The organism is Tabrizicola fusiformis (genome assembly GCF_013328815.1).
GTDB lineage: Bacteria > Pseudomonadota > Alphaproteobacteria > Rhodobacterales > Rhodobacteraceae > Fuscibacter.
In genome coordinates this window covers 27,156-52,774 of record NZ_JABUHN010000002.1, presented here as the reverse complement: position 1 = coordinate 52,774, position 25,619 = coordinate 27,156, and the positions used below count along the sequence as shown (strand labels likewise).

The window sequence follows — 25,619 nt, the reverse complement described above, 5'->3', positions numbered from 1 at the left end:
ACCTCAGAGCGCGATCTTGATCAGGGCGAAAAGCCCGGTCGCCACGATCACCGCGGACAGCGAATAGACACCGATCAGCGCCATCTTGCGGGCGGTGCCGCGGGCGTAATCCTCGATCATCATGGTGGCGCCCTTGGCGAAGTGACGCATCCCGACCACAAGGATCAGCGCGGTCAGGATCGCCGGGAAGGGGCGCGCGAAAGTGGCCACGACCACCTCCTGGCTCTGGCCCAGCGCCTTGCCGAAGACGTAAAGCCAGCTGGGCACAAGGAAAGCCAGCGCAACGGCGCTGACCGTCATCTGCCAGTGATGCTCGGTTCCGGTATGGGAGGCGCCTTTGCCCTCGGCGCGTTTGCGGGCGGTCAGGTAACGCATGTCGGCCTCACTGAACCAGAAGAATTGTGATCACGGTCAGCACGACCGAACCGATGATGTTTCCCCAGCCCAGCTTCTGGGCGGTTTCGATGTCGAGCCCCTTGCCCGCATCGAAGTAGAGGTGCCGCAGCCCGGCAAGGTAGTGATACCACACCGCCCAAGCCGATCCGGCAAAGACCAGATCGCCGAACCAGCTTGTCGCCACCGCATTGGCCGTAGCGAAGTATTCCGGGCTCGTCGCCGCTGCCAGAAGCCACCAGACCGCCAGCACCGCCGCGACGATCAGCGCGTTGCCGGTGATCCGCGTCAGGATCGAGGTGACCGAGGTCAGCTGCTTGCGATAAATCTGCAGATGCGGGGAAAGGGGCCGTTCGACCCGTTTGACGTCTGCCATCTTCTGTCCCTTGTCGCTGGCGGCGCGAGGGGAGCCTGCCCCGCACGCAAAGCTGTCTTTCGCTTCTTCAATAGCGCGAAAATTGCGCCTGTCACGCCCGACAGTGCCGCAGATCGGTCATGTTTTCGCTATCAGCGCGAATTTTCCAGCTTTGTGATCACAGATTTTCCGGCTGTGATCACAAGAAAAGGCCGCCCAGCCGGAACCGGGCGCCCGAAGGACCGCCACCTCAGCGCGGCAGGATCGTGGTGTCCCAGGCCAGCTGCAGCCGGACATAGCCGTCATATTCCTCGCCCTTGTAATAGCGCAGCTCCAGCGAGGTTTCCTCGCCAAGGGCATAGCCGACGCCCAGATCCCATTCGGCAAAGCGGCCGAAGCCCTCGTCATAGGTGCCGTATTCGCCCGAAATACTCAGTTGGTCGGTCGCGGAAACGTCGAAGGTCAGATAGGCGCTGTTGGTGTCATTGACCGGATCGACATAGAACTCGGTCCCCAGCGAGACCTGCTCGGTCACCGCATAGCCCAGCACCAGACCGACCTCGCCGCAGCAGTCGCCGCCGTCATTGGGATAGAAGTAGCGGGTATAGCTGACATCATAGGACAGCGCCCCCGCCTCGCCGCGATAGCCGAGGTAAAGGTCCACCTCGTTCGCATCCGACTGGCTTGAGGTTTCGGCCCAGATCCCGCCGTAAATCCCGCTGAACTCAAGCTCCACATAGCCGTTCAGGTCCGATTTGGTTTCGGAGTCAGGATAGGCGGTGAACTGCAGCGCGGCCCCGCCATAGACGGTCAGCTCCTGCGCAGCGACCGGAAGGGCCAGCCCCGACAGGATCAGGGCGACGGGAAGGGAACGGATCATGGCTCTGCCTCATTCTGAATACGGCGTCAGAATAACGCAAATGTCCCGTTTGTGAATCCCTTCCGGCGCGCGCCCGGGCCTATAGTGGCATCAATGCCCAATAATCGAGATCCAGCAGCACCTCGGGGCGGTATTTTCCGGCATCATCCTTCAGCGCAAAGGCCCCGGCCCCCTGCCGCACCGCCACCAGCCGCAGCCGGATCGCGCCCACGCCCGGGGCTGCGGTTTCGGCCTTTTCCAGCACCTCGGACCAGGCGCGCACGGTATCGCCCGCAAAACAGGGGTTGGCATGGGCGCCGCCGTTCAGCGCCACGATCATCTGCGCATTGGCCAGCCCGTTGAACGACAGCGCCCGCGCCAGACTGATGACATGGCCGCCATAGATCAGCCGTTTGCCATCCTCGCGGAAGGTGGCATCGAAATGCACCTTGGCCGTGTTCTGCCAGAGGCGCGTGGCCAGCATATGCTCGGCCTCTTCGATGGTCACACCGTCGACATGGTCGATCTTCTCGCCGATGTCATAGTCGGCCCAACGGTGCGGCTCTCCGGCAAGGGTGAAGTCATAGTTGGAGAAATCCAACCCTTCGGGGATCACCAGTGCCTCAGCAGGCACAGCGGCTTGCAGTTTTGGAACAACCGGCTCCGGCGCCGGGGTTTCGCGGTTCTTGCGCACCATCACCCAGCGCACGTAGTCCAGCACCAGTTCGCCCCGCTGGTTCAGCCCCCGCGTCCGCACCCAGACCACGCCGGATTTGCCGTTGGAATTCTCCTTCAGCCCGATCACCTCGGACTGCGCGCGCAGGGTGTCGCCCGGCCAGACCGGCCGGTGCCAGCGCCCCTCGGCATAGCCAAGATTGGCCACGGCGTTCAGGCTGATATCGGGCACCGTCTTGCCAAAGACCGTGTGGAAGGCGATCAGATCATCCAGCGGACTGGCCGGCAGACCGCAGGCGCGGGCAAATTCATCCGAGGAATACAATGCCCCGCGCGCGGGATAGAGCGCGTGATAGACCGCCCGCTCCCCCCCCGAAACGGTGCGCGGAACGGCATGGGCAATCACCTCGCCGATGCGGTAATCCTCAAAGAAGCGGCCCGGATTGGTTTTCATGTCAGTCTCCGTAGGCCGGGATTCACCCCGGCATCCCACCAGAGTCGGGGTGAACCCCGACCTACTGCTCGCCCAGTTTCACCTCGGGCGTATAGGTGCCCGGCACCTCTTTCACCACCGCCTGCCCGCAGCGCATCACCCCGCGCGCGGCGTCAAAGGCATAGGTCGGGCTGCCCTGCAATTCCCAACCCTTGTTCAGCGCCGCCGTGACCTTGTGGCAAAAGGCCGATGTGTCATCCTCGGACAGAAAGCGATAGAGCTTCATCAGTAGTTCCCCAGAAAGACCGGATGGCCAAGCCATTGGTGGATATAGGCAATCACCCCGAACAGGGCCAACGTGCCGACAAGGTTCATCGCATCGCCCTTCAGGCCCCGCCCGCCCGTCGGCCGCGCCCAGGCGCCGGCCAGATTGATCAGCACCATCTGCACCAGCGCCCAAAGCCCGATGCCGCCGAACAGCACGACCGAGGCCAGATCACCGTTCACCAGCAAATGCGCCAGCGCCCAGATCACCTGCCCCGTGAGCATCGGATGCCGCATCTTGGTGTAGAGCGTGCCCTTGGTGCCGCCGACGCCGAACAGGAAGACCGAAATCAGCATCAGCGTGTTGTTCGCATGGCCCATGCCCGGCAGCGGATCATAAAGCGGCACGAATTCGGCGCTGCGATAGCCGACCACCATCAGCACCACGCCCGCCACGATCAACAGCGCGACCAGACCCTTGCCCCTGTCGCCCAGACTTTCACGCAGGCCCGGGGCAAGGCGTTTCAACAGATGGGGCGCGATCCACAGGATCAGGCCGAGGGACAAAAGCAGCATGCTGGGCACTCCTGGCAGGTTTCGGCGGCTACCTTGCCGTCAACCCGCCAGCGCCGCAATGGCGCGCGCCTTGGCGATCAGGGCATTGGCCGTCACGATGTGGAGATTTTCCACGATCTTGCCATCGACCACCGCCACGCCCTGCCCCGCCGCCTTGGCCGCCTCATAGGCTTCGATCTGGCGATGAGCCAGCGCCAGTTCCGCCTCGGAAGGGGCAAAGGCGGCATTGGCAATCTCAAGCTGCGCCGGATGGATCAGCGTCTTGCCGTCAAAGCCCATGTCGCGGCCCTGCTCGCATTCGGCGCGCAGCCCCTCATCATCCTTGAAGGCATTATAGACGCCGTCCACGATCACCTTGCCATGGGCACGCGCCGCCAGCAGGCAGAGGCCAAGCCCCGCCTGCAACGGCAGACGGTCGGCGCGAAAGCGGCTGCCCAGCTCTTTGGCAAGGTCATTGGTGCCCATCACCATGCCCTTCAGCCGCCGATGCGCGGCAATCTCGCCTGCGTTCAGCATCCCGAGGCCGGTTTCCATCATCGCCCAGAGGTCGGCGCCCGGCACCGCTTCGGCCACGGCATCCAGATCGGCGGCGCGGTTGACCTTGGGGATCAGGATGGCGTCGATCTTTGCGCCGCCGGCAATCGCGCGGTCCATCGCATCGGCATCGGCGCGGCCCCATTCGGTGTCAAAGCCGTTGATCCGCACGATCCGCGCCCGGGCGCCGAAATCCCCATCGGTCAGCACCCGCGCCAGAAGTTCGCGCGCCGCGGGCTTTTCCTCGGGCGCCACGGCGTCTTCCAGATCGAAGATGATGGCATCGGTCGCAAGGCCCATGGCCTTTTCCAGCGCCCGCTCTTTCGAGCCGGGAATGTAAAGGACCGAACGGTAGGGGCGCGAGGACATGATTCTCTCCGGGCAATAATCTTGCGGACAGACTGACCATTTTGGCATTTTCGGCAAGGGCAGAAATGCCGCATCGCAGAAATTGCGCGCGCCGCCTTAACGGATTGGTTGCATGGCGGCGGCCAGACTGCACCGGACAGCCAGATCTTCAGGACGCCGCATGGAAAAGACCCTCTTCGCCCTTTCGCTCGGTTTTGGCGGAATGATCCTTGCCACGCAGGCCGGCTGGGCCGGGTTTCTACCCTGAGCGTCAAGCCTTCCGGGGATTGACCGCCGCATTTCGGCGGGTTCCGGCGTGCCATAAAGGCCCTTCTCCGCAGCTTTCCGCCGGTTTCCGCCCGCTTCCGGCCAATCCGCCCGGCTGCCGTTGATCTGGCGGCAGACGGCCCCACTTCGCTGTCATGCGCGATCAAGGCGCATCGGCCTCTTGTGCCGGACATGCACCCGTAACGAAGGAGTTCGTGATGAGCAGCACCACCGACAAGATCAAGGGCCTTGCCAACGAGGCGATGGGCAATGCCAAACAGGCCGTGGGCAAGGCCACCGGGAATGACAGGCTGCGCGCCGAAGGCGCGGTTCAGGAAGCCAAGGGCGAGGCGCAACAGGCCGTCGCCAAAGCCAAGGATGCGGTCAAGAACGTGGCGGATGCGGTCAAGAAACAGACCGACAAACTCTGACCGGCCCACCTTCCGGTCGCAGGGCGCCTTCGGGCGCCCTGTTGCGCCTTATGCCAGCGCGGCGCGCAGCCCCTTCCACACCAGTTCCACCCCGATCAGCAAAAGCGACCAGGTGACGATGCGGAAAAACAGCTTTTCCGGCAGCACCTTGACCAGCCAGACCCCGAAGAACACCGAAACCGCCGCAATGGGCATCAGCATCGCCGCCACCTTCAGGTTGGCAAGATTCAACTGGCCAAGAAAGTAATAGGGGATCAGTTTCAGCGCGTTGACATAGGCAAAGGCAATGGTCGAGGTGCCCGCGAACACGGCTTTACGCATCCCCAAGGGCAGGGTCCAGACCTGATAGGGCGGCCCGCCGGTATGGCTGACGAAACTGGTGAAACCCGCGATGCTGCACCAGAACAGGCCCGGCGCCACCTCGGCCCGGCGCGGTTCGGCCACCACCACCCGCCGCAGGATCTGGTTCAGCGCGAAGGCGACCGAAATGACCCCCACCAGCACAGTGACCCAGGCTTCGGACACCATGCTTGCCGTCGCCCAGCCCAAGCCCACCCCCGCCGTCATGCCAAGGGCGGCAATCGCCAGCACCCGCGCATCAAACTCCCGGCGATAGGCGTAAAGCCCGAACATATCCGACAGCACATAGACCGGCAGCATCAGCCCCGCTGCCAGCACCGGCGAAATCACCAGCGACAGCAAGGGCACCACTAGTGCGCCCACCACCGGCAGCCCGCCCTTGCCCATGCCCGTCATCACCGCCGCGACCAGAGCCACAGCCCAGAATTCCCAACCGCCCATGCCGGACCCACGGCCCCCCTCGCTGCATCGCGGCCCTGTTAGCGCAATCCAGGGCCCTCCACCAGACAAACCCACTTTGCCGCAGCGCGGCAGGCTTGCGTCAGGCGGCGTTTTGGGCTTACGAACCCCGCGTCAGTCAGCAAACCCGAAGGGGGGATTCACCATGGCACGACCCAAGATCGCGCTCATCGGCGCAGGCCAGATCGGCGGCACGCTCGCCCATCTCGCGGCCATCAAGGAACTCGGCGACGTCATTCTGTTCGACATCGCCGAAGGCACCCCCCAGGGCAAGGCGCTGGACATTGCCCAGTCCGGCCCGATCGAAGGCTTTGATGCGATGCTCAAGGGCGCCAATTCCTATGCCGACATCGCAGGCGCCGATGTCTGCATCGTCACCGCCGGCGTGCCGCGCAAGCCGGGGATGAGCCGCGACGACCTTCTGGGCATCAACCTCAAGGTCATGAAGGCCGTGGGCGAGGGCCTGAAGGAACATGCCCCGAACGCCTTCGTCATCTGCATCACCAACCCGCTTGACGCGATGGTCTGGGCGCTGCGCGAATTCTCCGGCCTGCCGCACAACAAGGTGGTGGGCATGGCGGGCGTGCTGGATGCCGGCCGCTTCCGCCACTTCCTCGCCACCGAATTCAACGTCTCGATGAAGGACGTCACCGCCTTCGTGCTGGGCGGCCATGGCGATACGATGGTGCCCTTGGCCCGCTACTCGACCGTTGCCGGTATCCCGCTGCCCGATCTGGTCAAGATGGGCTGGACCACGCAGGAAAAGCTGGACAGCATCATCCAGCGCACCCGTGACGGCGGCGCCGAGATTGTCGGCCTGCTGAAAACCGGCTCGGCCTTCTATGCGCCCGCCGCTTCGGCGATCGAAATGGCCGAAGCCTATCTCAAGGACCAGAAGCGCCTGCTGCCGGTCGCGGCCTATGTCAAGGACGCGTTCGGCCTCGACGGCATGTATGTCGGCGTGCCGGTGATCATCGGTGCGGGTGGCGTCGAGCGTCTGGTGGAAATCCAGATGAACGACGCCGAACAGGCGATGTTCCAGAAGTCGGTCGATGCGGTGAAGGGCCTTGTCACCGCCTGCAAGGGCATCGACCCCACGCTGGCCTGAGCCTGCGCCGACCTTTGACAAAGGGCTCCTCCGGGCGCCCTTTTGCATTCGCGGTCCCTGCCACCTTGCCCCGGCGCGCGCTTTGGTGCATCCCGGGGGGCAGAACATTTCCCATCCTGCGGAGGCCGCCATGGACTATTCGAAATCCGGCAATCCCAAAAGTGCCAAGGACAGCCACCACGCGCTGGACCTCAACCGCCACGGCGCCCCGAAAACCAAGGGGGCCGAGGCCGAAAAGAAAGCCGCGCTTCTGGCCCGGATGAAGGCCGCCGCCGAAGCCAAGAAAAAGGGCTGAACCGTCAATGACCGCCTTCGACGCCGAGCTTGAGAGCCGCCTCCTGCGCTATTGCGCCATCGACAGCCAGAGCGATGAGGACAGCCCGGCACAGCCCTCGACCGCGCGGCAGCTTGACATGGCACGACTGCTGGAGACCGAGCTGCGCGAGATGGGCGCTGCCGAGGTGCGGGTGACCGATTACGGCACCGTTCTGGCGACGATCCCCGGCACCGCGCCCGGCCCAGTGATCGGCTTTCTCGCCCATGTCGATACCGCGCCGCAGTTCAACGCGACCGGCGTGAAACCCCGGGTGATCCGGGGCTGGAACGGCGGGGCGATCAGCTACCCGGACGACCCCACGCTGACCCTTTCGCCGGAAACCTCGCCGCATCTGGCCGAAAAGCTGGGCCATGACATCGTGACGGCTTCGGGAACCACGCTCCTCGGTGCCGATGACAAGGCCGGGGTGGCGGTGCTGATGACCGCCGCGCGCCATCTGCTGGCCAGCCCTGCGATTTCGCGCCCCACGCTGCGCCTTGCCTTCACCCCGGACGAGGAAATCGGCCGCGGCGTGGACAAGCGCCTTCCGGCCGATCTGGGCGTCGATTTCGCCTATACTTTCGACGGCGGCGCGGTGGGTGAGATCGAGTATGAAAGCTTCTCTGCCGATGGCGCGGTGGTGACCGTCAAGGGCGTGTCGATCCACCCGGGGCTGGCCAAGGGCAAGATGGTCAATGCCATTCACCTTGCCGCCAAGATCATCGCCACCCTGCCGCAAGCCACCCTGACGCCGGAAGTGACTGAGGGGCGCGAAGGCTTCATCCATGCCACCTCGATGACCGGCGGGTCGTCGGAAATGACCCTGAAATTCATCCTGCGCGATTTTGAGCGCGACGGGCTGGCCGCCAAGGGCGCCCTGCTGCAACAGGTCTGCGCCGCCGTTCAGGCGAGCGAGCCGCGCGCCGAAATCACCTGCACCATTTCCCCGCAATACCGCAACATGCGCTATTGGCTGGAAAATGACATGACGCCGGTCGAATTGGCCCGCTCTGCCGCCCGCGATCTGGGGATCGAACCCGTCTCGGTGCCGATCCGCGGCGGCACCGATGGCTCACGCCTGACGGAAATGGGCGTGCCCTGCCCCAACCTGTTCACCGGGATGCAGGAAATCCACGGCCCGCTGGAATGGATTTCGGTGCAGGACATGGCCCTTGCCACGCAGTTGTGCCTTGGGCTGGTGCAAAAGGCCGCCCGCTGATCCCTAGGCAGGCGTCGCATGGATATTTGGACCAAGATGAAATGGTAAAACCGCGCGCCTCGGGGCCGGTCTCGCCCTATCTGATGCCCGGGTTTTATGACCGCGCGCTGGCCGAGGGGCGGCACCGCGACATCGTGGGCGGCCGCTGGGAAGAGACGGGTGAGGCGCAGATGCGCCTGCTCATCGAGGCAGGCTTGCAACCCGGTCACCGGGTGCTGGACATCGGGGCGGGGTCGCTGCGGCTGGGCTGCCTGCTGGTGCCCTGGCTTGAAGCGGGGAATTACTGGGCGACCGACCTGTCCGGCGCGCTGATGCGGCGCGGCTGGGAAGAGGAACTGGCCGACAAAAGCCGCCTGCCGCTGCACCATCTGGTGGAAGATGGCGATTTCGCCTTTCCGGGCCTGCCCGACGACTTTGACCTTGCCATCTGTTTCGCCGTCTTCACCCATCTGCCCCCCGGCATGACCGAAGCCGCGTTGGCCCGGATCGGCGCGCGGTTTCCGCGGCTGAAGCGGCTGCTCTTCACTGTGTTTCAGGCGCCCGAAGGGGTGGAAAGCCTGCGCCAGCGCGACGGCGTGGTGACCCATGCCAGCCGCCCACCATGGCATGTGCCCCCGGCGCAGGTTGCCGCGATGGCCCGCGCCGCAGGCTTTGACGCCCGCCCGCTGGACACCCGCCTGCCGCGCGGTCAGGTGCTTTGGCTGGCCGAGCCTGCGTCGCTACCCCCCCAGATGCCATAAGTCTGGCGGAAATGGTCGATGCAGGCGCGGTTGGCATCGCGCCGCCCCTTGCCCTGAATGATCGCGGCATAAAGCGGATCGGTGCGCGACACGCCATGCTGCGCCCGCGCCCGGTGCAGCCCCGGCTCGGTCCAGATCGGAATGCCGCGCCGCGCCAGATGGCCCGAAAGCCAGACATCATCCACCGACCACAGGACCGGCGGAATGTCGAAGGCGGCATCGTCCAGCATGTCGGGCGCCAGAGCGACCCCGCCATACCCTTCAAAGAAGTCGGCATAGCCGGCCCGGTCCACCGTGCGGAAGGGCGCCATCAGCGGAATGCGCGCCCGCCCGCCATGGCGCAGCGCCAGAAGGCCGCGGCGCAGCCGGAACAGGCGCTGTTCCGTATGGGGCACCGCCATTTTCGCCCGCGGCAGGGGGCCGGGCGCAGTCCAAGGCCGCCCCATCGCGACCAGCGTGGTGGCCGCCGCCGCCACCGCCGCCTCGGGGTGGCGCGCGCGCGCAGCCAAGAGGCCCGCCGCCCAGCGCGGGCCATAGATATGGTCATCGTCGCAGAACAGAATCTCCACCGCCTCGCCCCGTCTGGCGCGGGCCGCGGGCAGCACCTTGGTCGCCGGACCCAGATCCTCGTCCGTCAGGCGCAGGGTGATGCCTTCGGGCAGGTCGGGCAGCGCACCGCCATAGCCGGGAAAGCGGCGATAACGGCGCGGCAACCACAGCTCCACCGCCTCGGGGCGCGAGGATTGGTCGCGCAGCGCCTGCAACAACGGGCCAAGGCTGGCGAAACGGGGCGGGATGGTGGTCAGGCTGATGATATGGCGCATGGGGTGACCATAAGTCGGCCTGATGCCAGAGAAAACCCTGCCCGCTTGCCAAAACGCCACGGCGCGCGCACCCTGCGGCCAAAACCGGAGGCCCCGATGCGCGCTGCCCTGCTTGCCCTGATGCTGGCCACGCCTGCCGCTGGCGAAACCCTGACCGCCGAGATCGGCCGCGCGGGGATTGCCGCCACCGAGGCGCGGCTGGCCGCCCTGCCCGCCCCTGCCGACGACGAACGCTTTGCCCTTGGCGGGTTGCGGTTTCTGTCGGCCCTTGAGCAAAGCTTTCAGATCCGCTGGCAGAACGGCATGACCGACCGCACCGGACTGCTGCCCTTGCTGCGGCTGACCGTGCCCGACAATCCCGCGCCACAAGCCTTTGACCCGGGCGCCGTCGCCGCCATCTTCACCGCCGCCGATGCCCGGCTTGAAGCCGCCCGCGCCGCGCTGGACCCGATTGCTGCCACCTCCGAATTCGGGCTTGAGGTGAACCTTGGCGACCTCTGGTTCGACATCAACAGCAATACCACCCGCGACCCCGGCGAAGACCTGCTGGAGATTGCCGGGCCTGCCCTCATGGGCTGGCGCTGGGAGGAGCGTGCGCCGGGCACCCCCGCCCCGGTGATCCGCTTTGACGCCGCCGATGCCGCATGGCTGACCGCATATGCCCATGCGTTGCAGGCCGTCAGCCAGATGGTTCTGGCCTATGACCCGACCGAACCCCTGACCCGCATTCTGACCACGCGGGCCGCTCTGGAGCAATACGGCCCCCTGCCGCTTGACGCCTATCTGGGGATGGAGAGCGATGGCCTTGGCACCATCGACCTGATCGCCCTGATCCTGGCCACGCTGGAGCAACAGCCCGACGCCGCCCGCATGGCCGTGGCGCGCGACCACCTTATGTCCGCCATCGCCGCCAACCGCGATTTCTGGGCGCGGGTTGGGGCCGAGACCGACAATGCCGCCGAATGGCTGCCCAATGCCCGGCAGACCTCGGCCCTCGGGCTGGCGCTGCCCGAAGGCACGGCGGAAAGCTGGCAGGCCGTGCTGGCCGATGGCGAGGCGCTGCTGAAGGGTGAAAAGCTGGCCCCCTACTGGCGGGCCGGGGCGGGCGGCGGCATCAACATTGCGAAACTCTTCTCCGAACCACGCCCCGCCCCACTGGCCGGATGGGTGCAGGGCTGGGCCGCGCTGCCCTATCTTGAGGCAGGCCCGCTGGTGAGTGCCGAAAACTGGAGCCGTTTCGAATCCCTCGCGGGCGGCGAGCCGATGCTGCTGGCGCTCTGGTTCAACTGATGCGGGCGGGTTTCCGCTAACATCCGCGCTTTGTGATCACAGGAAAAATTTCTGTGATCACAAAGCAGATATTTCTGCGCATCCACGACAAATCCCGTTTTGCGGCGGCTGAAATTCATGCCATCACGCCCCAAATTCATCATGACGGGGGCCCACCCATGAACATCCATGAATATCAGGCCAAGGCGCTGTTGCGCTCTTATGGCATCCCGGTTTCCGACGGCCGGGTCGTGCTGAAGGCCGAAGACGCCAAGACCGCCGCGGGCGAGCTTGACGGACCGCTCTGGGTGGTCAAGGCGCAGATCCATGCCGGTGGTCGCGGCAAGGGCCATTTCAAAGAACCCGAAGCCGGGGAAAAGGGCGGCGTCCGCCTTGCCCGCTCGGTCGGCGAGGCCGCCGAATTCGCCCGCCAGATGCTGGGCCGCACCCTTGTCACCGTGCAGACCGGCGAAGCGGGCAAGCAGGTGAACCGCATCTACATCGAAGACGGCAGCGACATCGAGCGCGAGCTGTATCTGGCCCTGCTGATCGACCGTCAGACCAGCCGCATCTCGATCGTTTCCTCGACCGAAGGCGGCATGTCGATCGAAGACGTGGCGCATGACACGCCCGAAAAGATCCTGTCCTTCTCGGTCGATCCTGCCACCGGCTTTCAGGATTTCCACGGCCGCCGCGTGGCCTTCGGCCTTGGGCTGACCGGCGGTCAGGTCAAGCAATGCGTCGGCATCGTGCGCAATCTCTACAAGCTCTTTGTCGAGAAAGACATGGACATGCTGGAGATCAACCCGCTGGTCGTGCTGAAGGACGGCAACCTCAAGCTGCTCGATGCCAAGATGGGCTTTGACGGCAACGCGCTTTACCGCCACGCCGACATCCTGTCGCTGAAAGACGAGACCGAGGAAGACCCCAAGGAACTCGCCGCGCAGAAATTCGACCTGAACTATGTGGCGCTGGATGGCGACATCGGCTGCATGGTGAATGGCGCGGGCCTTGCGATGGCCACCATGGACATCATCAAGCTTTACGGGGCCGAACCGGCCAACTTCCTTGACGTCGGCGGCGGCGCCACCAAGGAAAAGGTGACCGAGGCGTTCAAGATCATCACCTCTGACCCGAACGTCAAAGGCATCCTCGTCAACATCTTCGGCGGCATCATGCGCTGCGACGTGATCGCCGAAGGCGTGATCGCCGCGGTCAAGGAAGTCGGCCTGCAGGTTCCGCTGGTGGTCCGGCTTGAAGGCACCAACGTGGAACTGGGCAAGGATATCATCCGCAACTCGGGCCTGAACGTGATCGCAGGCGACAACCTCGCCGATGCGGCACAAAAGATCGTCAAAGCGGTGAAAGGATAATCCCATGGCCGTTCTCGTCAACGAAAACACCAAAGTCATCTGTCAGGGCTTCACCGGCTCGCAGGGCACCTTCCACTCCGAACAGGCCATCGCCTATGGCACCAAGATGGTCGGCGGCGTGACCCCCGGCAAAGGTGGCACCGAGCATCTGGGCCTGCCGGTCTTTGACTCGGTCCACGAAGCCGTGGCACGCACCGGCGCCGATGCGAGCGTGATCTATGTCCCGCCGCCCTTCGCTGCCGACAGCATCCTTGAGGCGATTGACGCCGAGATTCCGCTGGTGGTCTGCATCACCGAAGGCATTCCGGTTCTGGACATGATGAAGGTCAAGCGCGCCCTCATCAACTCCAAGACCCGGCTGATCGGGCCGAACTGCCCCGGCGTGATCACCCCCGGCGCCTGCAAGATCGGCATCATGCCCGGCCATATCCACAAGCGCGGCTCGGTCGGCGTCGTCAGCCGCTCGGGCACCCTGACCTATGAGGCGGTCAAGCAGACCACCGACCTCGGCCTTGGCCAATCCTCGGCTGTGGGCATCGGCGGCGACCCGATCAAGGGTACCGAGCATATCGATGTGCTGGAGATGTTCCTCGCCGACCCGGAAACCACCTCGATCATCATGATCGGCGAAATCGGCGGCTCTGCCGAAGAAGAAGCCGCGCAGTTCCTCGCCGATGAGAAAAAGCGCGGCCGCTGGAAGCCGACCGCCGGTTTCATCGCAGGCCGCACCGCGCCGAAGGGCCGCCGCATGGGCCATGCCGGTGCCATCGTGGCGGGTGGCAAGGGCGACGCGGAATCGAAGATCGAGGCGATGTTGAGCGCCGGGATCGTCGTGGCCGAAAGCCCCGCCCATCTGGGCGAAGCCGTGATGAAGGCGCTCAAGGGGTAACATGGAACCGGCACGCGCCATCAAGATGGGCTTTGCCAAGAGCCTCCAGTTCTCGGGACGGTCAAACCGTTTCGAGTTCTGGATGGTTCTGATGACTTGCCTAGCGGCCATCAGTGCCCTTTCCGGTGCGTGTAACTTTGCCCGAAGCTATTATCCGATGTTCGAATCCTGCGGGGAATCGCCGCGTGATCAGTTCCCTATTGCGGCACTGTGGGAAGCAGGCAGCCTTCTGATCCCCCTAATGCTCCTGCCGATTTTTGCCCGGCGCTGGCATGATTTTGGGTTTCCAGGCGTAATGTCCCTTCTGTTCGGCTTAGCGGTTGTCCTTGCCAGTTTCCTAAACTGGGAGAACCAATTCCTGAACCTTACCCGGGAATTCGACGACCTGCTGTTTTGGATTGCCAACCTCACCAAATCGGGGCTCAACCGCCTTGATTTCGGTTACCCCCACCTGCGTATGTTTGAAATGCTCGAACCATCCGTTTTCGGCCTCTTTGCCGTAAATCTCGCGAGTGGGTTCGTTCCGGGATCAGCCCGCCCCAACCGCTATGGCCCTCCTCCCTCGGAGGCTCTTCTATGACCGGGCAAGTCCACACCTCATGTCTTCCCGCCGAGGACGAATGCCCTTCGCAATCGATCACTTCGACTATCTGTTCCAAAAAACATGACCGGCGCGCGTTATCACCTCGCAAGCAGAAAGATGCAAAAATGACTGAAGACCGTCATCCTGCCGCATATGAAGATGCCGTCGAAGACCGCGCCATCCTGTCCTTCACCCTGCTTCTTGCAACCCTTCTGGCTGGCTTCGTGATCTCGCTTGGCCTTGCCGAAACCAACCCTGTGCTGACCACGCTGGTCAGCATCCTGAACTGAGCGGCGGCGGGGGAAACCCCGCCGCCCCGGCCTTTGTGCCAAAGCCCCCCGGGAGGAAACGAGAGATGACCGAACAGTCCCCCAACAGCCAATTCCACGCCTCTTCCTTCCTGCAGGGGGCGAATGCCGATTACATCGACCAGCTTGCCGCGCGGTTCGCCAATGACCCGGCCTCGGTCGATGCCCAATGGGCCGATTTCTTCCGCTCGCTGGGCGAAAGCGAACTGGACACCAAGCGCGCCGCCGCTGGCCCCACCTGGGCCCGTGCCGACTGGCCGCCGGTTCCCGCCGATGATCTGACCGCCGCCCTCACCGGCGAATGGCCCGCCGCCCCCGAGGCGAAGGGTGCGGGCAAGAAGATCGTCGAGAAGGCCGCCGAAAAAGGCCTGACCCTGACCGAAGAGCAGATCCAGCGCGCGGTCCTCGACTCGATCCGCGCCATCATGCTGATCCGCGCTTACCGGATCCGGGGCCATCTGGCCGCCGATCTTGACCCGCTGGGCCTGACCCCCACCGGCAGCCACCCCGAGCTGGACCCGGCCTCTTACGGCTTCACCGAAGCCGACATGGACCGCCCGATCTTCATCGACAATGTGCTGGGCCTGACCCACGCCTCGATGCGCCAGATCGTGGACATCGTGAAGCGCACCTATTGCGGCACTTTCGCGCTGCAATACATGCACATCTCCGACCCGGAACAGGCCGCCTGGCTCAAGGAACGGATCGAAGGCTACGGCAAGGAAATCCAGTTCACCCGCGAAGGCCGCCGCGCCATCCTGAACAAGCTGGTCGAAGCCGAAGGCTATGAAAAGTTCCTGCATGTCAAATACATGGGGACCAAACGTTTCGGCCTTGACGGGGGTGAGGCGCTGATCCCCGCGATGGAAGCGATCATCAAGGTCGGCGGCCAGTTGGGCGTGAAAGAGATCGTGATCGGGATGCCGCACCGCGGCCGCCTGAACATCCTCGCCAATGTGATGCAGAAGCCCTACAAAGCGATCTTCCACGAATTCCAGGGTGGCTCTTACAAGCCCGAAGATGTGGACGGCTCGGGCGACGTGAAATATCACCTCGGCGCCTCGTCGGACCGCACCTTTGACGGCAACACCGTCCACTTGTCGCTGACCGCCAACCCCTCCCACCTTGAGGCGGTGAACCCCGTGGTTCTGGGCAAGGTCCGCGCCAAGCAAGACCAATATGCCGACACTGCGGAACGGATTGCCGTTCTGCCCATCCTCCTGCACGGCGACGCGGCCTTTGCGGGCCAAGGCGTTGTGGCGGAATGCTTTGGCCTGTCGGGGCTGAAAGGCCACCGCACCGGCGGCACCATCCATATCGTCGTAAACAACCAGATCGGCTTCACCACTGCGCCGTCCTACAGCCGCTCTTCCCCCTACCCCACCGACATCGCCCTGATGGTCGAAGCGCCGATCTTCCACGTCAACGGCGACGATCCCGAGGCGGTGGTTCATGCCGCCAAACTGGCCACCGAATTCCGCCAGAAGTTCCACAAGGACGTGGTGCTGGACATCTTCTGCTATCGCCGCTTCGGTCACAACGAAGGCGATGAGCCGATGTTCACCAACCCGGCGATGTATAATCGCATTCGCAAGCAGAAGACGACGCTGCAACTTTATACCGAGCGTCTGGTGAAAGACGGCCTGATCCCCGAAGGCGAGATCGAAGACATGAAGGCCGCCTTCCAGGCCCGCCTGAATGAAGAGCATGAGGCCGGCAAGAACTTCAAACCCAACAAGGCCGACTGGCTGGACGGGCGCTGGAAGAACATGACACCCAAGGATCTGGAGAATTACCAGCGCGGCGAAACCTGGGTCAAACGCGAAACCTTTGACGAGGTGGGCGCCGCCCTGACCCGCATTCCCGAAGGCTTCGACATCCACAAGACCGTGACGCGCCAGTTGGACGCCAAGGCCAAGATGTTTGAAACCGGCAAGGGCTTCGACTGGGCCACGGCCGAGGCGCTGGCCTTTGGCACGCTGCAGACCGAAGGTTTCCCGGTGCGTCTGGCCGGGCAGGACTGCACCCGCGGCACCTTCTCGCAGCGCCATTCCGGCTGGGTCGATCAGACCACCGAGGAACGTTACTACCCGCTGAACCACATCCGCCCCGGACAGGCGCGGTATGAGGTGATCGACTCGATGCTGTCGGAATATGCGGTGCTGGGCTTTGAATACGGCTATTCGCTGTCGGAACCCAACACGCTGACCCTTTGGGAAGGCCAGTTCGGCGATTTCGCCAACGGCGCACAGATCATGTTCGACCAGTTCGTGAACTCGGGCGAATCGAAATGGCTGCGGATGTCGGGCCTTGTGGTGCTGTTGCCGCATGGCTTTGAAGGTCAGGGGCCGGAACATTCTTCCGCCCGTCTGGAACGCTTCCTGCAACTCAGCGCGGAAGAAAACTGGATCGTGGCGAATTGCTCGACGCCCGCCAACTACTTCCACATCCTGCGCCGCCAGTTGCACCGCGACTTCCGCAAGCCGCTGATCCTGATGACGCCGAAATCGCTCTTGCGCCATCCGATGTGCGTCTCGAATGCCGAGGATTTCCTTGACGGTTCCACCTTCCACCGCGTGCTGTGGGACGATGCCGAGAAGGGCAATTCGACGCTGAAACTGAAGGCCGATGACAAGATCAAGCGCGTCGTCCTCTGCTCGGGCAAGGTCTATTACGACCTGCTGGCCGAACGCGATGCGCGGGGCCAGGACGACACCTATCTGATGCGTCTGGAACAGATCTATCCGGTGCCGAAAAAGTCGCTGACCGCCGAACTCAGCCGCTTCAAAGGCGCCGAATGGGTCTGGTGCCAGGAAGAACCGAAAAATCAGGGCGCCTGGAGCTTCATCGAGCCCGAGCTTGAGGCGCTGCTGACCGATATCGGCGCGAAGAAGACCCGCTTTGCCTATGCCGGTCGCAAGGCTTCGGCCTCGCCCGCCACGGGTCTGGCCAGCCGCCACAAATATGAACAGGAAACCCTCGTGAAGGAGGCTCTGGGCTGAGGCCCGGAGAGAGGAGAGTAACATGACCGACGTTATGGTGCCCGCCCTGGGCGAAAGCGTGTCCGAGGCAACCGTATCCACCTGGTTCAAGAAGGTGGGCGACACGGTGAAACAGGACGAAATGCTGTGCGAGCTTGAGACCGACAAGGTCTCGGTTGAAGTGCCCAGCCCGGTGTCCGGCGTTCTGGCCGAAATCCTCGCGCCCGAAGGCACGACCGTCGCCGCCTCGGCCCGGCTGGCCATCGTGACCGAAGGCGCCGTGGGCACCGCCCCGGCCGCGCCCAAGGCCGAAGAGCCGAAAGCCACCCCGGCCCCCGCCCCGGCGGCCAAGGACATCGAAAACGCCCCCGCGGCCAAGAAAGCCATGGCCGAAGCGGGCCTCTCGCCCGATCAGGTGCAGGGCACCGGCCGCGATGGCCGCGTGATGAAGGAAGACGTGGCGCGCGCCGCCGCAGCCGCTCCGGTGACGGCGGCCCCCGCGCCCGCCGCCATCCCGCGCGCGCCCGTCCCGGCAGACGATGCCGCCCGCGAAGAGCGCGTCAAGATGACCCGCCTGCGCGCCACCATCGCCCGCCGCCTGAAAGACGCGCAGAACACCGCCGCCATGCTGACCACCTATAACGAGGTGGACATGTCCGGCATCATGGAGCTGCGCAACGCCTACAAGGACCAGTTCGAGAAGAAGCATGGCGTCAAGCTTGGCTTCATGTCCTTCTTCGTGAAGGCTTGTATCCATGCCCTCAAGGAAGTCCCGGAAGTCAACGCCGAGATCGACGGTCAGGATGTGGTCTACAAGAACTATGTCCACATGGGCGTCGCCGTCGGCACCCCCTCGGGCCTCGTGGTTCCGGTGGTGCGTGACGCCGACCAGATGGGCTTTGCCGCCATCGAAAAGAAGATCGCCGAACTGGGCCTGCGCGCCCGCGACGGCAAGCTGTCGATGGCCGAAATGCAGGGCGGCAGCTTCACCATCTCGAACGGCGGCGTCTATGGCTCGCTGATGTCCTCGCCGATCCTGAACCCGCCGCAATCGGGCATTCTGGGGATGCACAAGATCCAGGACCGCCCGGTGGTGGTGAACGGCCAGATCGTCATCCGCCCGATGATGTATCTCGCCCTCAGCTACGACCACCGCATCGTGGACGGCAAAGGCGCCGTTACCTTCCTCGTCCGCGTGAAAGAGGCGCTGGAAGACCCGCGCCGCCTGCTGATGGATCTTTGAGGGAGTCGGGGTGAACCCCGACCTACGGACTGCCGCACCCTGCCTTGGCTAGGGTGCGTGCTTGCACGCACCGGTCGGGTCTGCCCGAATACCAGATGACGCGAAACCCATATTTCTCTGCCCCTCCACCTATTTGGAAAGGGGGGAGCCAGTGAGGCAGACGCATGAACAATATCGAGATGAGCGAACTGGTCATCGCTAAGATACTAGGTCTGCTATTGGAGTGGGGCTTGTCTGAGAGGACTCTTCAGTTCCATCAGCTTGGTCTCGAAGACGAGTATCAGCCATTTTTTGCAACCAGTGTTAAGTGGCTGGAAGCCGAAGGCATAATCAGAACTACCAACGTTCAGACCTTCATTTCCGGAGGCGCTTTCGTTGTAGGGCCAACCCTAACAGCTCACGGACTCGCTCTAATGGGTAAGAGAATGTCGATTGGCGAAATTACCACCACAATCGGCGAAGCCGTGCTGCAGACCCGAAAAGAAACAAGTTACTACACCGGCGTAGGCGATCTAGCTGGCGGTTTTGTCGGTGGACTTTTTAAGTCACTTGGCGGTGGCTGACATGACCCCCGAACTCACCGCCCTCACCCTCGCCGGTCTGCTGCAATGCCTGCAATTCGCGGCCTTCGCCGTCCCGGCCAACCGCGAGCTGGGGGTGGGCTATACCTCCTCCGCCCGTGACATCCCGCCGTCGCGGCAACTGTCCATCGGCACCGCCCGCCTGCAACGCGCGCTGAACAACCATTTTGAGGGGCTGATCCTCTTCACCCTCGCCGTGGTGGTGGTCACCCTGTCCGGCCAGTCCACCCCGGTCACCCAGACCGCCGCATGGGTCTATCTTGGCGCCCGCATCCTCTACGTCCCGGCCTATTACCTTGGCTGGCGGCCCGGCCGTTCGGCGATCTGGGCCGTGGGATTTTTCGCCACGCTGACCCTGCTCCTCGCGGCCTTGATCTGAAACCGTGTAGTTACGAAGTATCTACGGAAAAACTACGCAGAACATACGCAAAAAATACGTCTCTTCCGAAGGAAAATCCCCATGGCAAGCTTTGACCTCATCGTGATCGGCGGCGGCCCCGGCGGCTATGTCTGCGCCATCCACGCAGCACAACTGGGCCTGAACGTCGCCTGCGTCGAAGGGCGCGAGACGCTGGGCGGCACCTGCCTGAACGTCGGCTGCATCCCCTCCAAGGCCCTCTTGAACGCCACGCATCACCTGCACGAAGTCCATGAAAACTTTGAGAAAATGGGCCTGATGGGTGGCGCGCCCACCGTCGATTGGTCCAAGATGAAGGACTACAAGCAGGACGTGGTCAACGGCAACACCAAGGGCATCGAATTCCTGTTCAAGAAGAACAAGGTCACCTGGCTGAAAGGCTGGGGCTCGATCCCCGAGCCGGGCAAGGTCAAGGTCGGCGACGAGGTGCATGAAGCGAAAAACATCGTGATTGCAACGGGTTCCGAGGCATCCAGCCTGCCCGGCGTGACGGTGGACGAAAAGGTCGTCGTCACCTCCACCGGCGCCCTGACCCTGCCTGCCATCCCGAAAACCATGGTGGTGATCGGCGCCGGCGTGATCGGGCTTGAGATGGGCTCGGTCTATGCCCGTCTGGGCGCGCAGGTGACGGTGGTTGAGTATCTTGAGGCGATCACCCCCGGCATGGACGGCGAAGTGGCGAAGTCCTTCCAGAGAATCCTTTCCAAACAGGGGCTTAAGTTCGTCCTTGGCGCGGCGGTGCAGAAGGTTGAGGCGTCCGAAACCGGCGCCAAAGTCACCTGGAAACTGCGCAAGAACGACAGCGAGGCCAGCCTTGACGCCGATGTCGTGCTGGTCGCCACCGGGCGCAAACCCTTTACCGCCGGTCTCGGGCTTGAGGCGCTGGGGGTTGAGATGCTGCCGCGGGGCCAGATCAAGATCGACAGCCATTTTGCCACCAATATCAAGGGCATCTACGCCATCGGTGATGCCGTCCCCGGCCCGATGCTGGCCCACAAGGCCGAGGATGAGGGCATGGCCGTGGCCGAAGTGATCGCCGGCAAGCACGGTCACGTTAACTACGAGGTAATCCCGGGCGTGATATACACCACCCCGGAGGTGGCCAGCGTGGGCAAGACCGAAGAGCAACTGAAAGAGGAAGGGCGCGCCTACAAGGTCGGCAAATTCCCCTTCATGGGCAACGCCCGCGCCAAGGCGGTCTTTCAGGCCGAAGGGTTCGTGAAACTGCTGGCCGACAAGGAAACCGACCGGATTCTGGGTTGCCACATCATCGGCCCCGGCGCTGGCGACCTGATCCACGAGGTCTGCGTGGCGATGGAATTCGGCGCCTCGGCACAAGACCTCGCGCTGACCTGCCACGCGCACCCCACCTATAGCGAAGCGGTCCGCGAAGCCGCCCTCGCCTGCGGTCTGGGCGCAATCCACGCCTGACCTTTCATCCCCGGGGCCCATAGCCCCGGGGCAACCTCTGCCGGGCCGCTTATCCGCGCTTCCACAGCCAGTCGAGCAGCCCGGCCGACCCGCCCTCGGGGTTGATGCCCACCACCAGCGCCGCCTCCATCGCGCCATCCGGTTCGGTCATCCGCACCGTGGCATAGGCACCCTGCCCGGCCTCGGCGGCGATGCTGTCGGCGGCATTCAGCATGTCGCGCGCTTCGGGGCGTTCATAGGCGTCATGGTCGTCATAAATCGCCTGATTGACCGTCTCGTCAAAGAAGATCTGGCTGGTCAGAACGGTCGTCTCATCCAGAAACACCTTGTAATGGATATGGGTGGTGCGGCCGCGATACCAGCCGGGGAAGATGGTCTGGAACGTCGAAATTCCTTCTGAATCCGTGAGTTGCGTGCCGCGCAGGAAGGTCTGGCCAACCGTGTCCTCCCCGCCGCCCAGATTCTCGACCCCGGAATAGACGCCCAGCGCATCGCAATGCCAGACATCCACCCGTGCGCCGGCGACAGGCGTGCAGTCGGCGGTGACCACCTGCAGACGCAGTTGCATCGGCAGTCCGGGGCGCCCCTCGGTGATGTCGGCGCGCAAAAGATGCGGGTCGATGTAGAAGGGGCCCTCGGTGACTTCGGCCTGCAACAGGCAGACGTCGGTGGTGATCAGCCCGGCCCCCGCCACCTCGGCCAGAATGGTTTGCGGCAGGGCGGCAGCGACCGGGGCAAAGGTCAGCGCGCGCAAAAGGGTGCGGCGGTCAAGCGTGGTAAGGGCGGGCATCGGCTATCCTGTCTTGGGTCGGACCCTTCTTGCGTCGGGCCTGTCTAGGTTCGGGCTGCAAACGCCCGGAGACAGGCGTTCCGTCGCGGCGTCAGGAAATCAGGTGCCGCAGCCCCTGTGTGACATCGGTGCGCACCGCCAGTCGCAGGCCCGGCTCGTCCCCGGCCTTGAGCGCAGCAAGGATGTGGCGGTGATGCTGCGGCAGGTCGCGGCGGCGGATCTTTTGGTAAAGTGCGCGCATCGTCGGGCCAAGCTGCAGCCAAACCGTCTCGATCATCGCCAGCATCGCCGGGGTCTGCGCCCGCAGATACAGTGTGCGGTGAAATTCCAGGTTCGAGCGGACATAGGCCACCGCATCCTGATTCATCACCGCCTCCTGATTGGCCGAGTTGATCGCCGCAAGCCGGTCGATCAGCGCGAAATGCACCCGGGGCAAGGCCCGTGCGGCCATTTCCGGCTCAAGCAGGGCGCGGACCTGCGCCAGTTCCTCGATCCGCTCTGGCGTGAGTTCCGGCGTGGAAATCCGCCCCGAGTTGGAAATGGTCAGCGCCCCTTCGGCCGCCAGCCGCCGCATCGCCTCACGCGCGGGGGTCATCGACACGCCAAAGCTTTGCGCCACCCCGCGCAGGGTCAGCGCCTGTCCCGGCGACAACTCGCCATGCATGACCTGCTGGCGCAGGCTGCGGTAGACCCGTTCATGCGCGGCGGCGTTGGGATCGGTGGGGCGGATCGTGGTGACCATGGGGCAAGCCAATCAGGGCAGGCGGGCGGGGTCAAGCATTAGAACCGATAGCTGTGCAACTGGCTGCCCTGCCCGCGCAGCCAGGCGCGCTCGGCCTGCCAGCCGGGATACAGCCGCCCGACCACCGCCCAGAAGGCCGGGGAGTGGTTCATCTCGACCAGATGCGCCACCTCATGCGCCGCCACATAGTCCAGCACCCGGGGCGGCGCCAGAATCAGCCTCCAGGAATACATCAGCCGCCCTTCGGCGGTGCAGGAGCCCCAGCGCGAGCGGGTGTCGCGCAGCGCGATCTGCGTCACCTTGCGGCCGATCTGCGCGGCGTAGTGGTCAGAAGCGGCAACCAGACGGTCGCGCGCCCGCGCCTTGGCCCAGGCCGCAACCCGCGCCCCGGCCTGCGCCGGGTCGCCCGGCACCAAAAGCTGATCCCCTTCGATCCGCAGGGTGCGGCCCGTGCCCGCAACAAGGCGCAGCAGCCGGCCCTCAAAGGGCAAATCGCTGCCGATGCCCACCGCCTCCCCCGGCGCAATCCGGGTCAGCGCCCGGCGCAGCCAGTCTTCCTGACTGCGAGCAAAGGCCATCGCCTCGGCCTCGCGGGCGCGGGGCGGCAGGGTCAGGGTGACACGGCCATCCAGCGCCGAAACCCGAAGGGAAAAGCGCCGCGCCCGGGCCGATCGGCGCAGCGTGATTTCAAGCGCGGGAGGGCCGGGAAGAACGGGCATGGGGCCTCTTGCAGCGGGTGGCCAGAATAGCCATCTGCGCCTCAGCCGCAACCACCCGCCCAAGGGCCGACAAAGGCTTTGACAGTGGCCCGGGCTTGTGGCAAGCGAGCGCGACTCTGGACAATGAACCTGAAAAGGGAAGACCATGCCCAAGCAAGAATGGGGCACCAAGCGCATTTGCCCCACCACCGGGAAGCGCTTTTACGACCTGAACAAAGTGCCCGTCGTCTCGCCCTATACCGGCGAAGTCGTGGACATCGAATCGGCACGCCGCAAGATGGCCGCCGCCGTGATCAGCCGTGCGGTGCCCGAGAAGGATGACGACGTTCTGGTCGACGATCTGGAAGCGGATGACGAGCTGCTGGTCGGCGGTGTCGCGGATGACACCGAGATGGACGACGAGCTCCTGGAAGACGATACGGACGACAATGTTTCGCTCGACGAACTGGCTGATGTGGCCGGCGACGAGGAAGAAGTCTGAAGGTTTCGAGGGCGCGCGAAAAAGGTGCATTTTTCCTCTTGCACCCCCCCGCGCCCTCCCCTAAACAGCGGCCATCCGGCGCGCCCCACGCGCCAGACGATTGGAACGGGGTCATAGCTCAGATGGGAGAGCGCTTGAATGGCATTCAAGAGGTCGGGAGTTCGATCCTCCCTGGCTCCACCAATCATCCAGATGGAACAAGGCGCCTTCGGGCGCCTTTTTCGTTTTGCCTCATCGACTTGGCTGCGCCGATGAAAATGCGGCGCCCGGCACGGGAATGACGAGTATCCTTTACATCTTTTCCCGCCACACGATCACGGACCCGTGATACTGTGGCACCGCGGGCCAGATTGCGGCCCGTCTGACAAGGAACAGCACCATGGATGTTTCGCGCGGTTTTCTGGTTATCGGTTCGCTTTATCTTCTCGTCGGCATCGGGCTTGGCAGTTACATGGGCGGATCGGGCGACCATTCGCTGGCGCCGGTTCATGCCCATATCAACCTCTTGGGTTTCACGCTGATGACGGTGTTCGGGCTGGCCTATCGGCTGCTGCCGGGGCTCGCCGAAGGCTGGATGCCAAAGGCGCATTTCTGGCTGCATCAGGTGGGGGCACTGGTCCTTTTGGCCGGGCTTTTCCTGCTGATGTCGGGGCGGGCCGATGGCGCGGTGATCGGGCCGATCTTCCCGGTGGCCGAAATTGCGATTCTGCTGGGGGCGCTGCTCTGGGCCGTGAATCTATTCGGCAAGAGCCGCTGACGGCTCTTGCCCGGCGGGCTGCGCGGTCCTGAACGACCGCGCCGCCCGCCTCAGCCCAGAAGAATCACCACCCAGGCCACGCCCCCCGCCAGCGCCGTCAGCGCCACCGCGGCCGAGCCGCAATCCTTGGCCTTCTTGGCGCGCGGGTCGATTTCACGCGAGAGGTAATCGACCACCTCTTCCAGCCCGGTGTTCATCAGCTCCATCGCCAGCACCAGAAGCCCCAGCGCCAGCACCAGCGCCCGCTCGCCCGTCGTCAGGTCCAGCGAAAAGGCCAGCGCCGCCGACAGCACATTCACCACCGTCCATTGCCGCAGCGTCTTTTCGCTGGCCCATGCCGCGCGCCAGCCGTCTAGCGACCAGAGGCAGGTGTTCCAGAACCGCCGCGCCTCGGCGGCCAGCATCGCTTTCATCGCTTGTCCCTCCCGCGGCGCGGCTCCTCTTGGCGGGGGCCTGCCCTTGGGGCATTTCAGCGCAAGGCGCGGGCCTTGTCCACTGCCAGCGCCTCAAGATAGGCGCGCACCGAAGTCACCACATGAGCAAAGCGGTCGCCGCCCAGATGCACCCCGCCATACCAGCGGGTGACCACGATGATGTGGTCCTGCAGGCCCGCCCGCTCGATCATCTTCAGGATCACCGCCCCGGCGCCGCTTTCGCCGTCATCGTTGCGCACGGCGCCTTCGTCCGACAACACCACGGCCCAGCTATTGTGGGTGGCCTTGGCGAATTTCTTGGTGCGCTTGAGGTCGGCCAGAAAAGCTTCGGCGCCGGCCCGGCCCTGCACCGGGCCGCCCGACACCGCATAGCGCGATCCACGGTCGCGCAGGACATCTTCGATCTGCAACATGGGCGCAGGCTATCGCCCGCCCCGGTGCGCCGCAAGGCGACGGTTC

31 protein-coding genes and 1 tRNA gene are annotated in these 25,619 nt (G+C 64.3%); 18 read left to right on the top strand and 14 right to left on the bottom strand.

Annotated features, from left to right (window positions below; translation table 11 throughout):
• Positions 1–3: 3 nt before the first annotated feature.
• From HS053_RS02830 to HS053_RS02800, 7 genes are all read right to left on the bottom strand, one after another.
• Positions 4–375 (bottom strand): succinate dehydrogenase, hydrophobic membrane anchor protein, encoded by a 372-nt coding sequence (locus HS053_RS02830; protein ID WP_174209694.1) that lies wholly within the window; start codon positions 373–375, stop codon positions 4–6.
• Positions 376–382: 7 nt separating this feature from the next.
• The gene (gene sdhC / locus HS053_RS02825; RefSeq protein ID WP_174209693.1) at positions 383–769 is read right to left on the bottom strand and encodes a succinate dehydrogenase, cytochrome b556 subunit; all 387 of its coding nucleotides are present in this window, start codon (positions 767–769) and stop codon (positions 383–385) included.
• Positions 770–998: 229 nt separating this feature from the next.
• On the bottom strand, positions 999–1,628 hold the full coding sequence (locus tag HS053_RS02820; RefSeq protein WP_174209692.1) for a TorF family putative porin: 630 nt from the start codon (positions 1,626–1,628) through the stop codon (positions 999–1,001).
• 79 nt (positions 1,629–1,707) lie between these two features.
• Complete coding sequence (locus tag HS053_RS02815; RefSeq protein ID WP_174209691.1) at positions 1,708–2,736, bottom strand: MaoC family dehydratase; 1,029 nt, start codon at positions 2,734–2,736, stop codon at positions 1,708–1,710.
• A gap of 61 nt (positions 2,737–2,797) precedes the next feature.
• Positions 2,798–3,001, bottom strand: coding sequence for a DUF1737 domain-containing protein (locus tag HS053_RS02810; RefSeq protein ID WP_174209690.1), 204 nt, complete (start codon positions 2,999–3,001; stop codon positions 2,798–2,800).
• A complete protein-coding gene (locus HS053_RS02805; protein ID WP_174209689.1) occupies positions 3,001–3,555 on the bottom strand; it encodes an NnrU family protein in 555 nt (184 codons plus the stop codon). The genes HS053_RS02810 and HS053_RS02805 overlap by 1 nt, the downstream gene beginning before the upstream one ends.
• A 39-nt stretch (positions 3,556–3,594) precedes the next feature.
• On the bottom strand, positions 3,595–4,458 hold the full coding sequence (locus HS053_RS02800) for an HpcH/HpaI aldolase/citrate lyase family protein (RefSeq protein ID WP_174209688.1): 864 nt from the start codon (positions 4,456–4,458) through the stop codon (positions 3,595–3,597).
• Positions 4,459–4,922: 464 nt separating this feature from the next.
• Between HS053_RS02800 and HS053_RS02795 the strand changes: the two genes are divergently transcribed.
• Positions 4,923–5,135, top strand: coding sequence for a CsbD family protein (locus HS053_RS02795; protein WP_174209687.1), 213 nt, complete (start codon positions 4,923–4,925; stop codon positions 5,133–5,135).
• Between the two features lie 48 nt (positions 5,136–5,183).
• On the opposite strand, the gene HS053_RS02790 is transcribed toward HS053_RS02795, so the two are convergent.
• Positions 5,184–5,936, bottom strand: a complete 753-nt coding sequence (locus HS053_RS02790) for a sulfite exporter TauE/SafE family protein (protein WP_174209686.1) — start codon at positions 5,934–5,936, stop codon at positions 5,184–5,186.
• A 163-nt stretch (positions 5,937–6,099) separates the two neighbouring features.
• Between HS053_RS02790 and mdh the strand changes: the two genes are divergently transcribed.
• The 4 genes from mdh (at position 6,100) to HS053_RS02770 (ending at position 9,337) form a co-directional block, all read left to right on the top strand.
• Entirely contained in the window at positions 6,100–7,062 is a 963-nt protein-coding gene (gene mdh, locus HS053_RS02785; protein WP_174209685.1) for a malate dehydrogenase, read from the top strand.
• A gap of 130 nt (positions 7,063–7,192) precedes the next feature.
• Complete coding sequence (locus HS053_RS02780) at positions 7,193–7,357, top strand: hypothetical protein (protein ID WP_174209684.1); 165 nt, start codon at positions 7,193–7,195, stop codon at positions 7,355–7,357.
• Between the two features lie 7 nt (positions 7,358–7,364).
• On the top strand, positions 7,365–8,597 hold the full coding sequence (pepT, locus tag HS053_RS02775; RefSeq protein WP_174209683.1) for a peptidase T: 1,233 nt from the start codon (positions 7,365–7,367) through the stop codon (positions 8,595–8,597).
• A gap of 41 nt (positions 8,598–8,638) precedes the next feature.
• Positions 8,639–9,337, top strand: a complete 699-nt coding sequence (locus HS053_RS02770; RefSeq protein ID WP_174209682.1) for a class I SAM-dependent methyltransferase — start codon at positions 8,639–8,641, stop codon at positions 9,335–9,337.
• Here HS053_RS02770 and HS053_RS02765 read toward each other — a convergent pair.
• Entirely contained in the window at positions 9,286–10,161 is an 876-nt protein-coding gene (locus HS053_RS02765; RefSeq protein WP_174209681.1) for a glycosyltransferase family 2 protein, read from the bottom strand. The genes HS053_RS02770 and HS053_RS02765 overlap by 52 nt on opposite strands.
• Before the next feature lie 96 nt (positions 10,162–10,257).
• Between HS053_RS02765 and HS053_RS02760 the strand changes: the two genes are divergently transcribed.
• From HS053_RS02760 to lpdA, 10 genes are all read left to right on the top strand, one after another.
• Positions 10,258–11,451, top strand: coding sequence for a hypothetical protein (locus tag HS053_RS02760; RefSeq protein WP_174209680.1), 1,194 nt, complete (start codon positions 10,258–10,260; stop codon positions 11,449–11,451).
• A gap of 158 nt (positions 11,452–11,609) precedes the next feature.
• Positions 11,610–12,803: an ADP-forming succinate--CoA ligase subunit beta gene (sucC, locus tag HS053_RS02755; protein WP_174209679.1), complete on the top strand. Its 1,194-nt coding sequence runs from the start codon at positions 11,610–11,612 to the stop codon at positions 12,801–12,803.
• 4 nt (positions 12,804–12,807) lie between these two features.
• Positions 12,808–13,692, top strand: a complete 885-nt coding sequence (gene sucD, locus HS053_RS02750; protein ID WP_174209678.1) for a succinate--CoA ligase subunit alpha — start codon at positions 12,808–12,810, stop codon at positions 13,690–13,692.
• 1 nt (position 13,693) lies between these two features.
• Positions 13,694–14,272, top strand: a complete 579-nt coding sequence (locus HS053_RS02745; RefSeq protein ID WP_174209677.1) for a DUF805 domain-containing protein — start codon at positions 13,694–13,696, stop codon at positions 14,270–14,272.
• Between the two features lie 128 nt (positions 14,273–14,400).
• Positions 14,401–14,565, top strand: coding sequence for a hypothetical protein (locus tag HS053_RS02740; RefSeq protein ID WP_174209676.1), 165 nt, complete (start codon positions 14,401–14,403; stop codon positions 14,563–14,565).
• A gap of 65 nt (positions 14,566–14,630) precedes the next feature.
• On the top strand, positions 14,631–17,585 hold the full coding sequence (locus tag HS053_RS02735) for a 2-oxoglutarate dehydrogenase E1 component (RefSeq protein ID WP_174209675.1): 2,955 nt from the start codon (positions 14,631–14,633) through the stop codon (positions 17,583–17,585).
• Between the two features lie 22 nt (positions 17,586–17,607).
• Entirely contained in the window at positions 17,608–18,807 is a 1,200-nt protein-coding gene (odhB, locus tag HS053_RS02730; protein WP_241699739.1) for a 2-oxoglutarate dehydrogenase complex dihydrolipoyllysine-residue succinyltransferase, read from the top strand.
• Between the two features lie 164 nt (positions 18,808–18,971).
• Positions 18,972–19,370, top strand: coding sequence for a hypothetical protein (locus HS053_RS02725; protein ID WP_174209674.1), 399 nt, complete (start codon positions 18,972–18,974; stop codon positions 19,368–19,370).
• A 1-nt stretch (position 19,371) separates the two neighbouring features.
• Positions 19,372–19,767 carry an MAPEG family protein gene (locus HS053_RS02720; RefSeq protein WP_174209673.1) on the top strand — a complete coding sequence of 132 codons (396 nt, stop codon included), beginning with the start codon at positions 19,372–19,374 and terminating at the stop codon, positions 19,765–19,767.
• Positions 19,768–19,848: 81 nt separating this feature from the next.
• Complete coding sequence (gene lpdA / locus HS053_RS02715) at positions 19,849–21,237, top strand: dihydrolipoyl dehydrogenase (RefSeq protein ID WP_174209672.1); 1,389 nt, start codon at positions 19,849–19,851, stop codon at positions 21,235–21,237.
• 49 nt (positions 21,238–21,286) lie between these two features.
• Here the strand turns inward: lpdA and HS053_RS02710 are convergent, their stop codons facing one another.
• The 3 genes from HS053_RS02710 to HS053_RS02700 form a co-directional block, all read right to left on the bottom strand.
• A complete protein-coding gene (locus tag HS053_RS02710) occupies positions 21,287–22,027 on the bottom strand; it encodes an intradiol ring-cleavage dioxygenase (protein WP_174209671.1) in 741 nt (246 codons plus the stop codon).
• Positions 22,028–22,118: 91 nt separating this feature from the next.
• The gene (locus HS053_RS02705) at positions 22,119–22,769 is read right to left on the bottom strand and encodes a GntR family transcriptional regulator (RefSeq protein WP_174209670.1); all 651 of its coding nucleotides are present in this window, start codon (positions 22,767–22,769) and stop codon (positions 22,119–22,121) included.
• A 38-nt stretch (positions 22,770–22,807) separates the two neighbouring features.
• Positions 22,808–23,488, bottom strand: a complete 681-nt coding sequence (locus HS053_RS02700) for a M48 family metallopeptidase (RefSeq protein ID WP_174209669.1) — start codon at positions 23,486–23,488, stop codon at positions 22,808–22,810.
• A 145-nt stretch (positions 23,489–23,633) separates the two neighbouring features.
• Here HS053_RS02700 and HS053_RS02695 point away from each other — a divergent pair, with 145 nt between their 5' ends.
• The 3 genes from HS053_RS02695 (at position 23,634) to HS053_RS02685 (ending at position 24,726) form a co-directional block, all read left to right on the top strand.
• Positions 23,634–23,969: a TIGR02300 family protein gene (locus HS053_RS02695; protein ID WP_174209668.1), complete on the top strand. Its 336-nt coding sequence runs from the start codon at positions 23,634–23,636 to the stop codon at positions 23,967–23,969.
• Between the two features lie 107 nt (positions 23,970–24,076).
• Positions 24,077–24,152: transfer RNA gene (locus HS053_RS02690), tRNA-Ala, on the top strand.
• A 196-nt stretch (positions 24,153–24,348) separates the two neighbouring features.
• The gene (locus tag HS053_RS02685) at positions 24,349–24,726 is read left to right on the top strand and encodes a TonB-dependent receptor (RefSeq protein ID WP_174209667.1); all 378 of its coding nucleotides are present in this window, start codon (positions 24,349–24,351) and stop codon (positions 24,724–24,726) included.
• Between the two features lie 50 nt (positions 24,727–24,776).
• Here the strand turns inward: HS053_RS02685 and HS053_RS02680 are convergent, their stop codons facing one another.
• Together HS053_RS02680 and HS053_RS02675 are read right to left on the bottom strand one after the other, a co-directional pair.
• The gene (locus HS053_RS02680) at positions 24,777–25,139 is read right to left on the bottom strand and encodes a diacylglycerol kinase (protein WP_174209666.1); all 363 of its coding nucleotides are present in this window, start codon (positions 25,137–25,139) and stop codon (positions 24,777–24,779) included.
• Positions 25,140–25,195: 56 nt separating this feature from the next.
• The gene (locus HS053_RS02675; RefSeq protein ID WP_174209665.1) at positions 25,196–25,573 is read right to left on the bottom strand and encodes a YigZ family protein; all 378 of its coding nucleotides are present in this window, start codon (positions 25,571–25,573) and stop codon (positions 25,196–25,198) included.
• Positions 25,574–25,619: the final 46 nt, after the last annotated feature.

Excerpts from the sequence above, each read along its gene's own strand:
- HS053_RS02810 (WP_174209690.1), bottom strand. The coding sequence starts at position 3,001 with ATGAAGCTCTATCGCTTTCTGTCCGAGGATGACACATCGGCCTTTTGC.
- HS053_RS02790 (WP_174209686.1), bottom strand. The coding sequence starts at position 5,936 with ATGGGCGGTTGGGAATTCTGGGCTGTGGCTCTGGTCGCGGCGGTGATG.
- HS053_RS02680 (WP_174209666.1), bottom strand. The coding sequence starts at position 25,139 with ATGAAAGCGATGCTGGCCGCCGAGGCGCGGCGGTTCTGGAACACCTGC.
- HS053_RS02735 (WP_174209675.1), top strand. The coding sequence starts at position 14,631 with ATGACCGAACAGTCCCCCAACAGCCAATTCCACGCCTCTTCCTTCCTG.
- HS053_RS02705 (WP_174209670.1), bottom strand. The coding sequence starts at position 22,769 with ATGGTCACCACGATCCGCCCCACCGATCCCAACGCCGCCGCGCATGAA.
- HS053_RS02695 (WP_174209668.1), top strand. The coding sequence starts at position 23,634 with ATGCCCAAGCAAGAATGGGGCACCAAGCGCATTTGCCCCACCACCGGG.
- pepT (WP_174209683.1), top strand. The coding sequence starts at position 7,365 with ATGACCGCCTTCGACGCCGAGCTTGAGAGCCGCCTCCTGCGCTATTGC.
- odhB (WP_241699739.1), top strand. The coding sequence starts at position 17,608 with ATGACCGACGTTATGGTGCCCGCCCTGGGCGAAAGCGTGTCCGAGGCA.
- sucC (WP_174209679.1), top strand. The coding sequence starts at position 11,610 with ATGAACATCCATGAATATCAGGCCAAGGCGCTGTTGCGCTCTTATGGC.
- sdhC (WP_174209693.1), bottom strand. The coding sequence starts at position 769 with ATGGCAGACGTCAAACGGGTCGAACGGCCCCTTTCCCCGCATCTGCAG.
- HS053_RS02805 (WP_174209689.1), bottom strand. The coding sequence starts at position 3,555 with ATGCTGCTTTTGTCCCTCGGCCTGATCCTGTGGATCGCGCCCCATCTG.
- HS053_RS02760 (WP_174209680.1), top strand. The coding sequence starts at position 10,258 with ATGCGCGCTGCCCTGCTTGCCCTGATGCTGGCCACGCCTGCCGCTGGC.
- HS053_RS02800 (WP_174209688.1), bottom strand. The coding sequence starts at position 4,458 with ATGTCCTCGCGCCCCTACCGTTCGGTCCTTTACATTCCCGGCTCGAAA.
- HS053_RS02725 (WP_174209674.1), top strand. The coding sequence starts at position 18,972 with ATGAACAATATCGAGATGAGCGAACTGGTCATCGCTAAGATACTAGGT.
- HS053_RS02765 (WP_174209681.1), bottom strand. The coding sequence starts at position 10,161 with ATGCGCCATATCATCAGCCTGACCACCATCCCGCCCCGTTTCGCCAGC.
- HS053_RS02745 (WP_174209677.1), top strand. The coding sequence starts at position 13,694 with ATGGAACCGGCACGCGCCATCAAGATGGGCTTTGCCAAGAGCCTCCAG.
- HS053_RS02720 (WP_174209673.1), top strand. The coding sequence starts at position 19,372 with ATGACCCCCGAACTCACCGCCCTCACCCTCGCCGGTCTGCTGCAATGC.
- sucD (WP_174209678.1), top strand. The coding sequence starts at position 12,808 with ATGGCCGTTCTCGTCAACGAAAACACCAAAGTCATCTGTCAGGGCTTC.
- HS053_RS02795 (WP_174209687.1), top strand. The coding sequence starts at position 4,923 with ATGAGCAGCACCACCGACAAGATCAAGGGCCTTGCCAACGAGGCGATG.
- HS053_RS02700 (WP_174209669.1), bottom strand. The coding sequence starts at position 23,488 with ATGCCCGTTCTTCCCGGCCCTCCCGCGCTTGAAATCACGCTGCGCCGA.
- HS053_RS02830 (WP_174209694.1), bottom strand. The coding sequence starts at position 375 with ATGCGTTACCTGACCGCCCGCAAACGCGCCGAGGGCAAAGGCGCCTCC.
- HS053_RS02710 (WP_174209671.1), bottom strand. The coding sequence starts at position 22,027 with ATGCCCGCCCTTACCACGCTTGACCGCCGCACCCTTTTGCGCGCGCTG.
- lpdA (WP_174209672.1), top strand. The coding sequence starts at position 19,849 with ATGGCAAGCTTTGACCTCATCGTGATCGGCGGCGGCCCCGGCGGCTAT.
- HS053_RS02820 (WP_174209692.1), bottom strand. The coding sequence starts at position 1,628 with ATGATCCGTTCCCTTCCCGTCGCCCTGATCCTGTCGGGGCTGGCCCTT.
- HS053_RS02740 (WP_174209676.1), top strand. The coding sequence starts at position 14,401 with ATGACTGAAGACCGTCATCCTGCCGCATATGAAGATGCCGTCGAAGAC.
- HS053_RS02675 (WP_174209665.1), bottom strand. The coding sequence starts at position 25,573 with ATGTTGCAGATCGAAGATGTCCTGCGCGACCGTGGATCGCGCTATGCG.
- HS053_RS02685 (WP_174209667.1), top strand. The coding sequence starts at position 24,349 with ATGGATGTTTCGCGCGGTTTTCTGGTTATCGGTTCGCTTTATCTTCTC.
- mdh (WP_174209685.1), top strand. The coding sequence starts at position 6,100 with ATGGCACGACCCAAGATCGCGCTCATCGGCGCAGGCCAGATCGGCGGC.
- HS053_RS02815 (WP_174209691.1), bottom strand. The coding sequence starts at position 2,736 with ATGAAAACCAATCCGGGCCGCTTCTTTGAGGATTACCGCATCGGCGAG.
- HS053_RS02780 (WP_174209684.1), top strand. The coding sequence starts at position 7,193 with ATGGACTATTCGAAATCCGGCAATCCCAAAAGTGCCAAGGACAGCCAC.
- HS053_RS02770 (WP_174209682.1), top strand. The coding sequence starts at position 8,639 with ATGGTAAAACCGCGCGCCTCGGGGCCGGTCTCGCCCTATCTGATGCCC.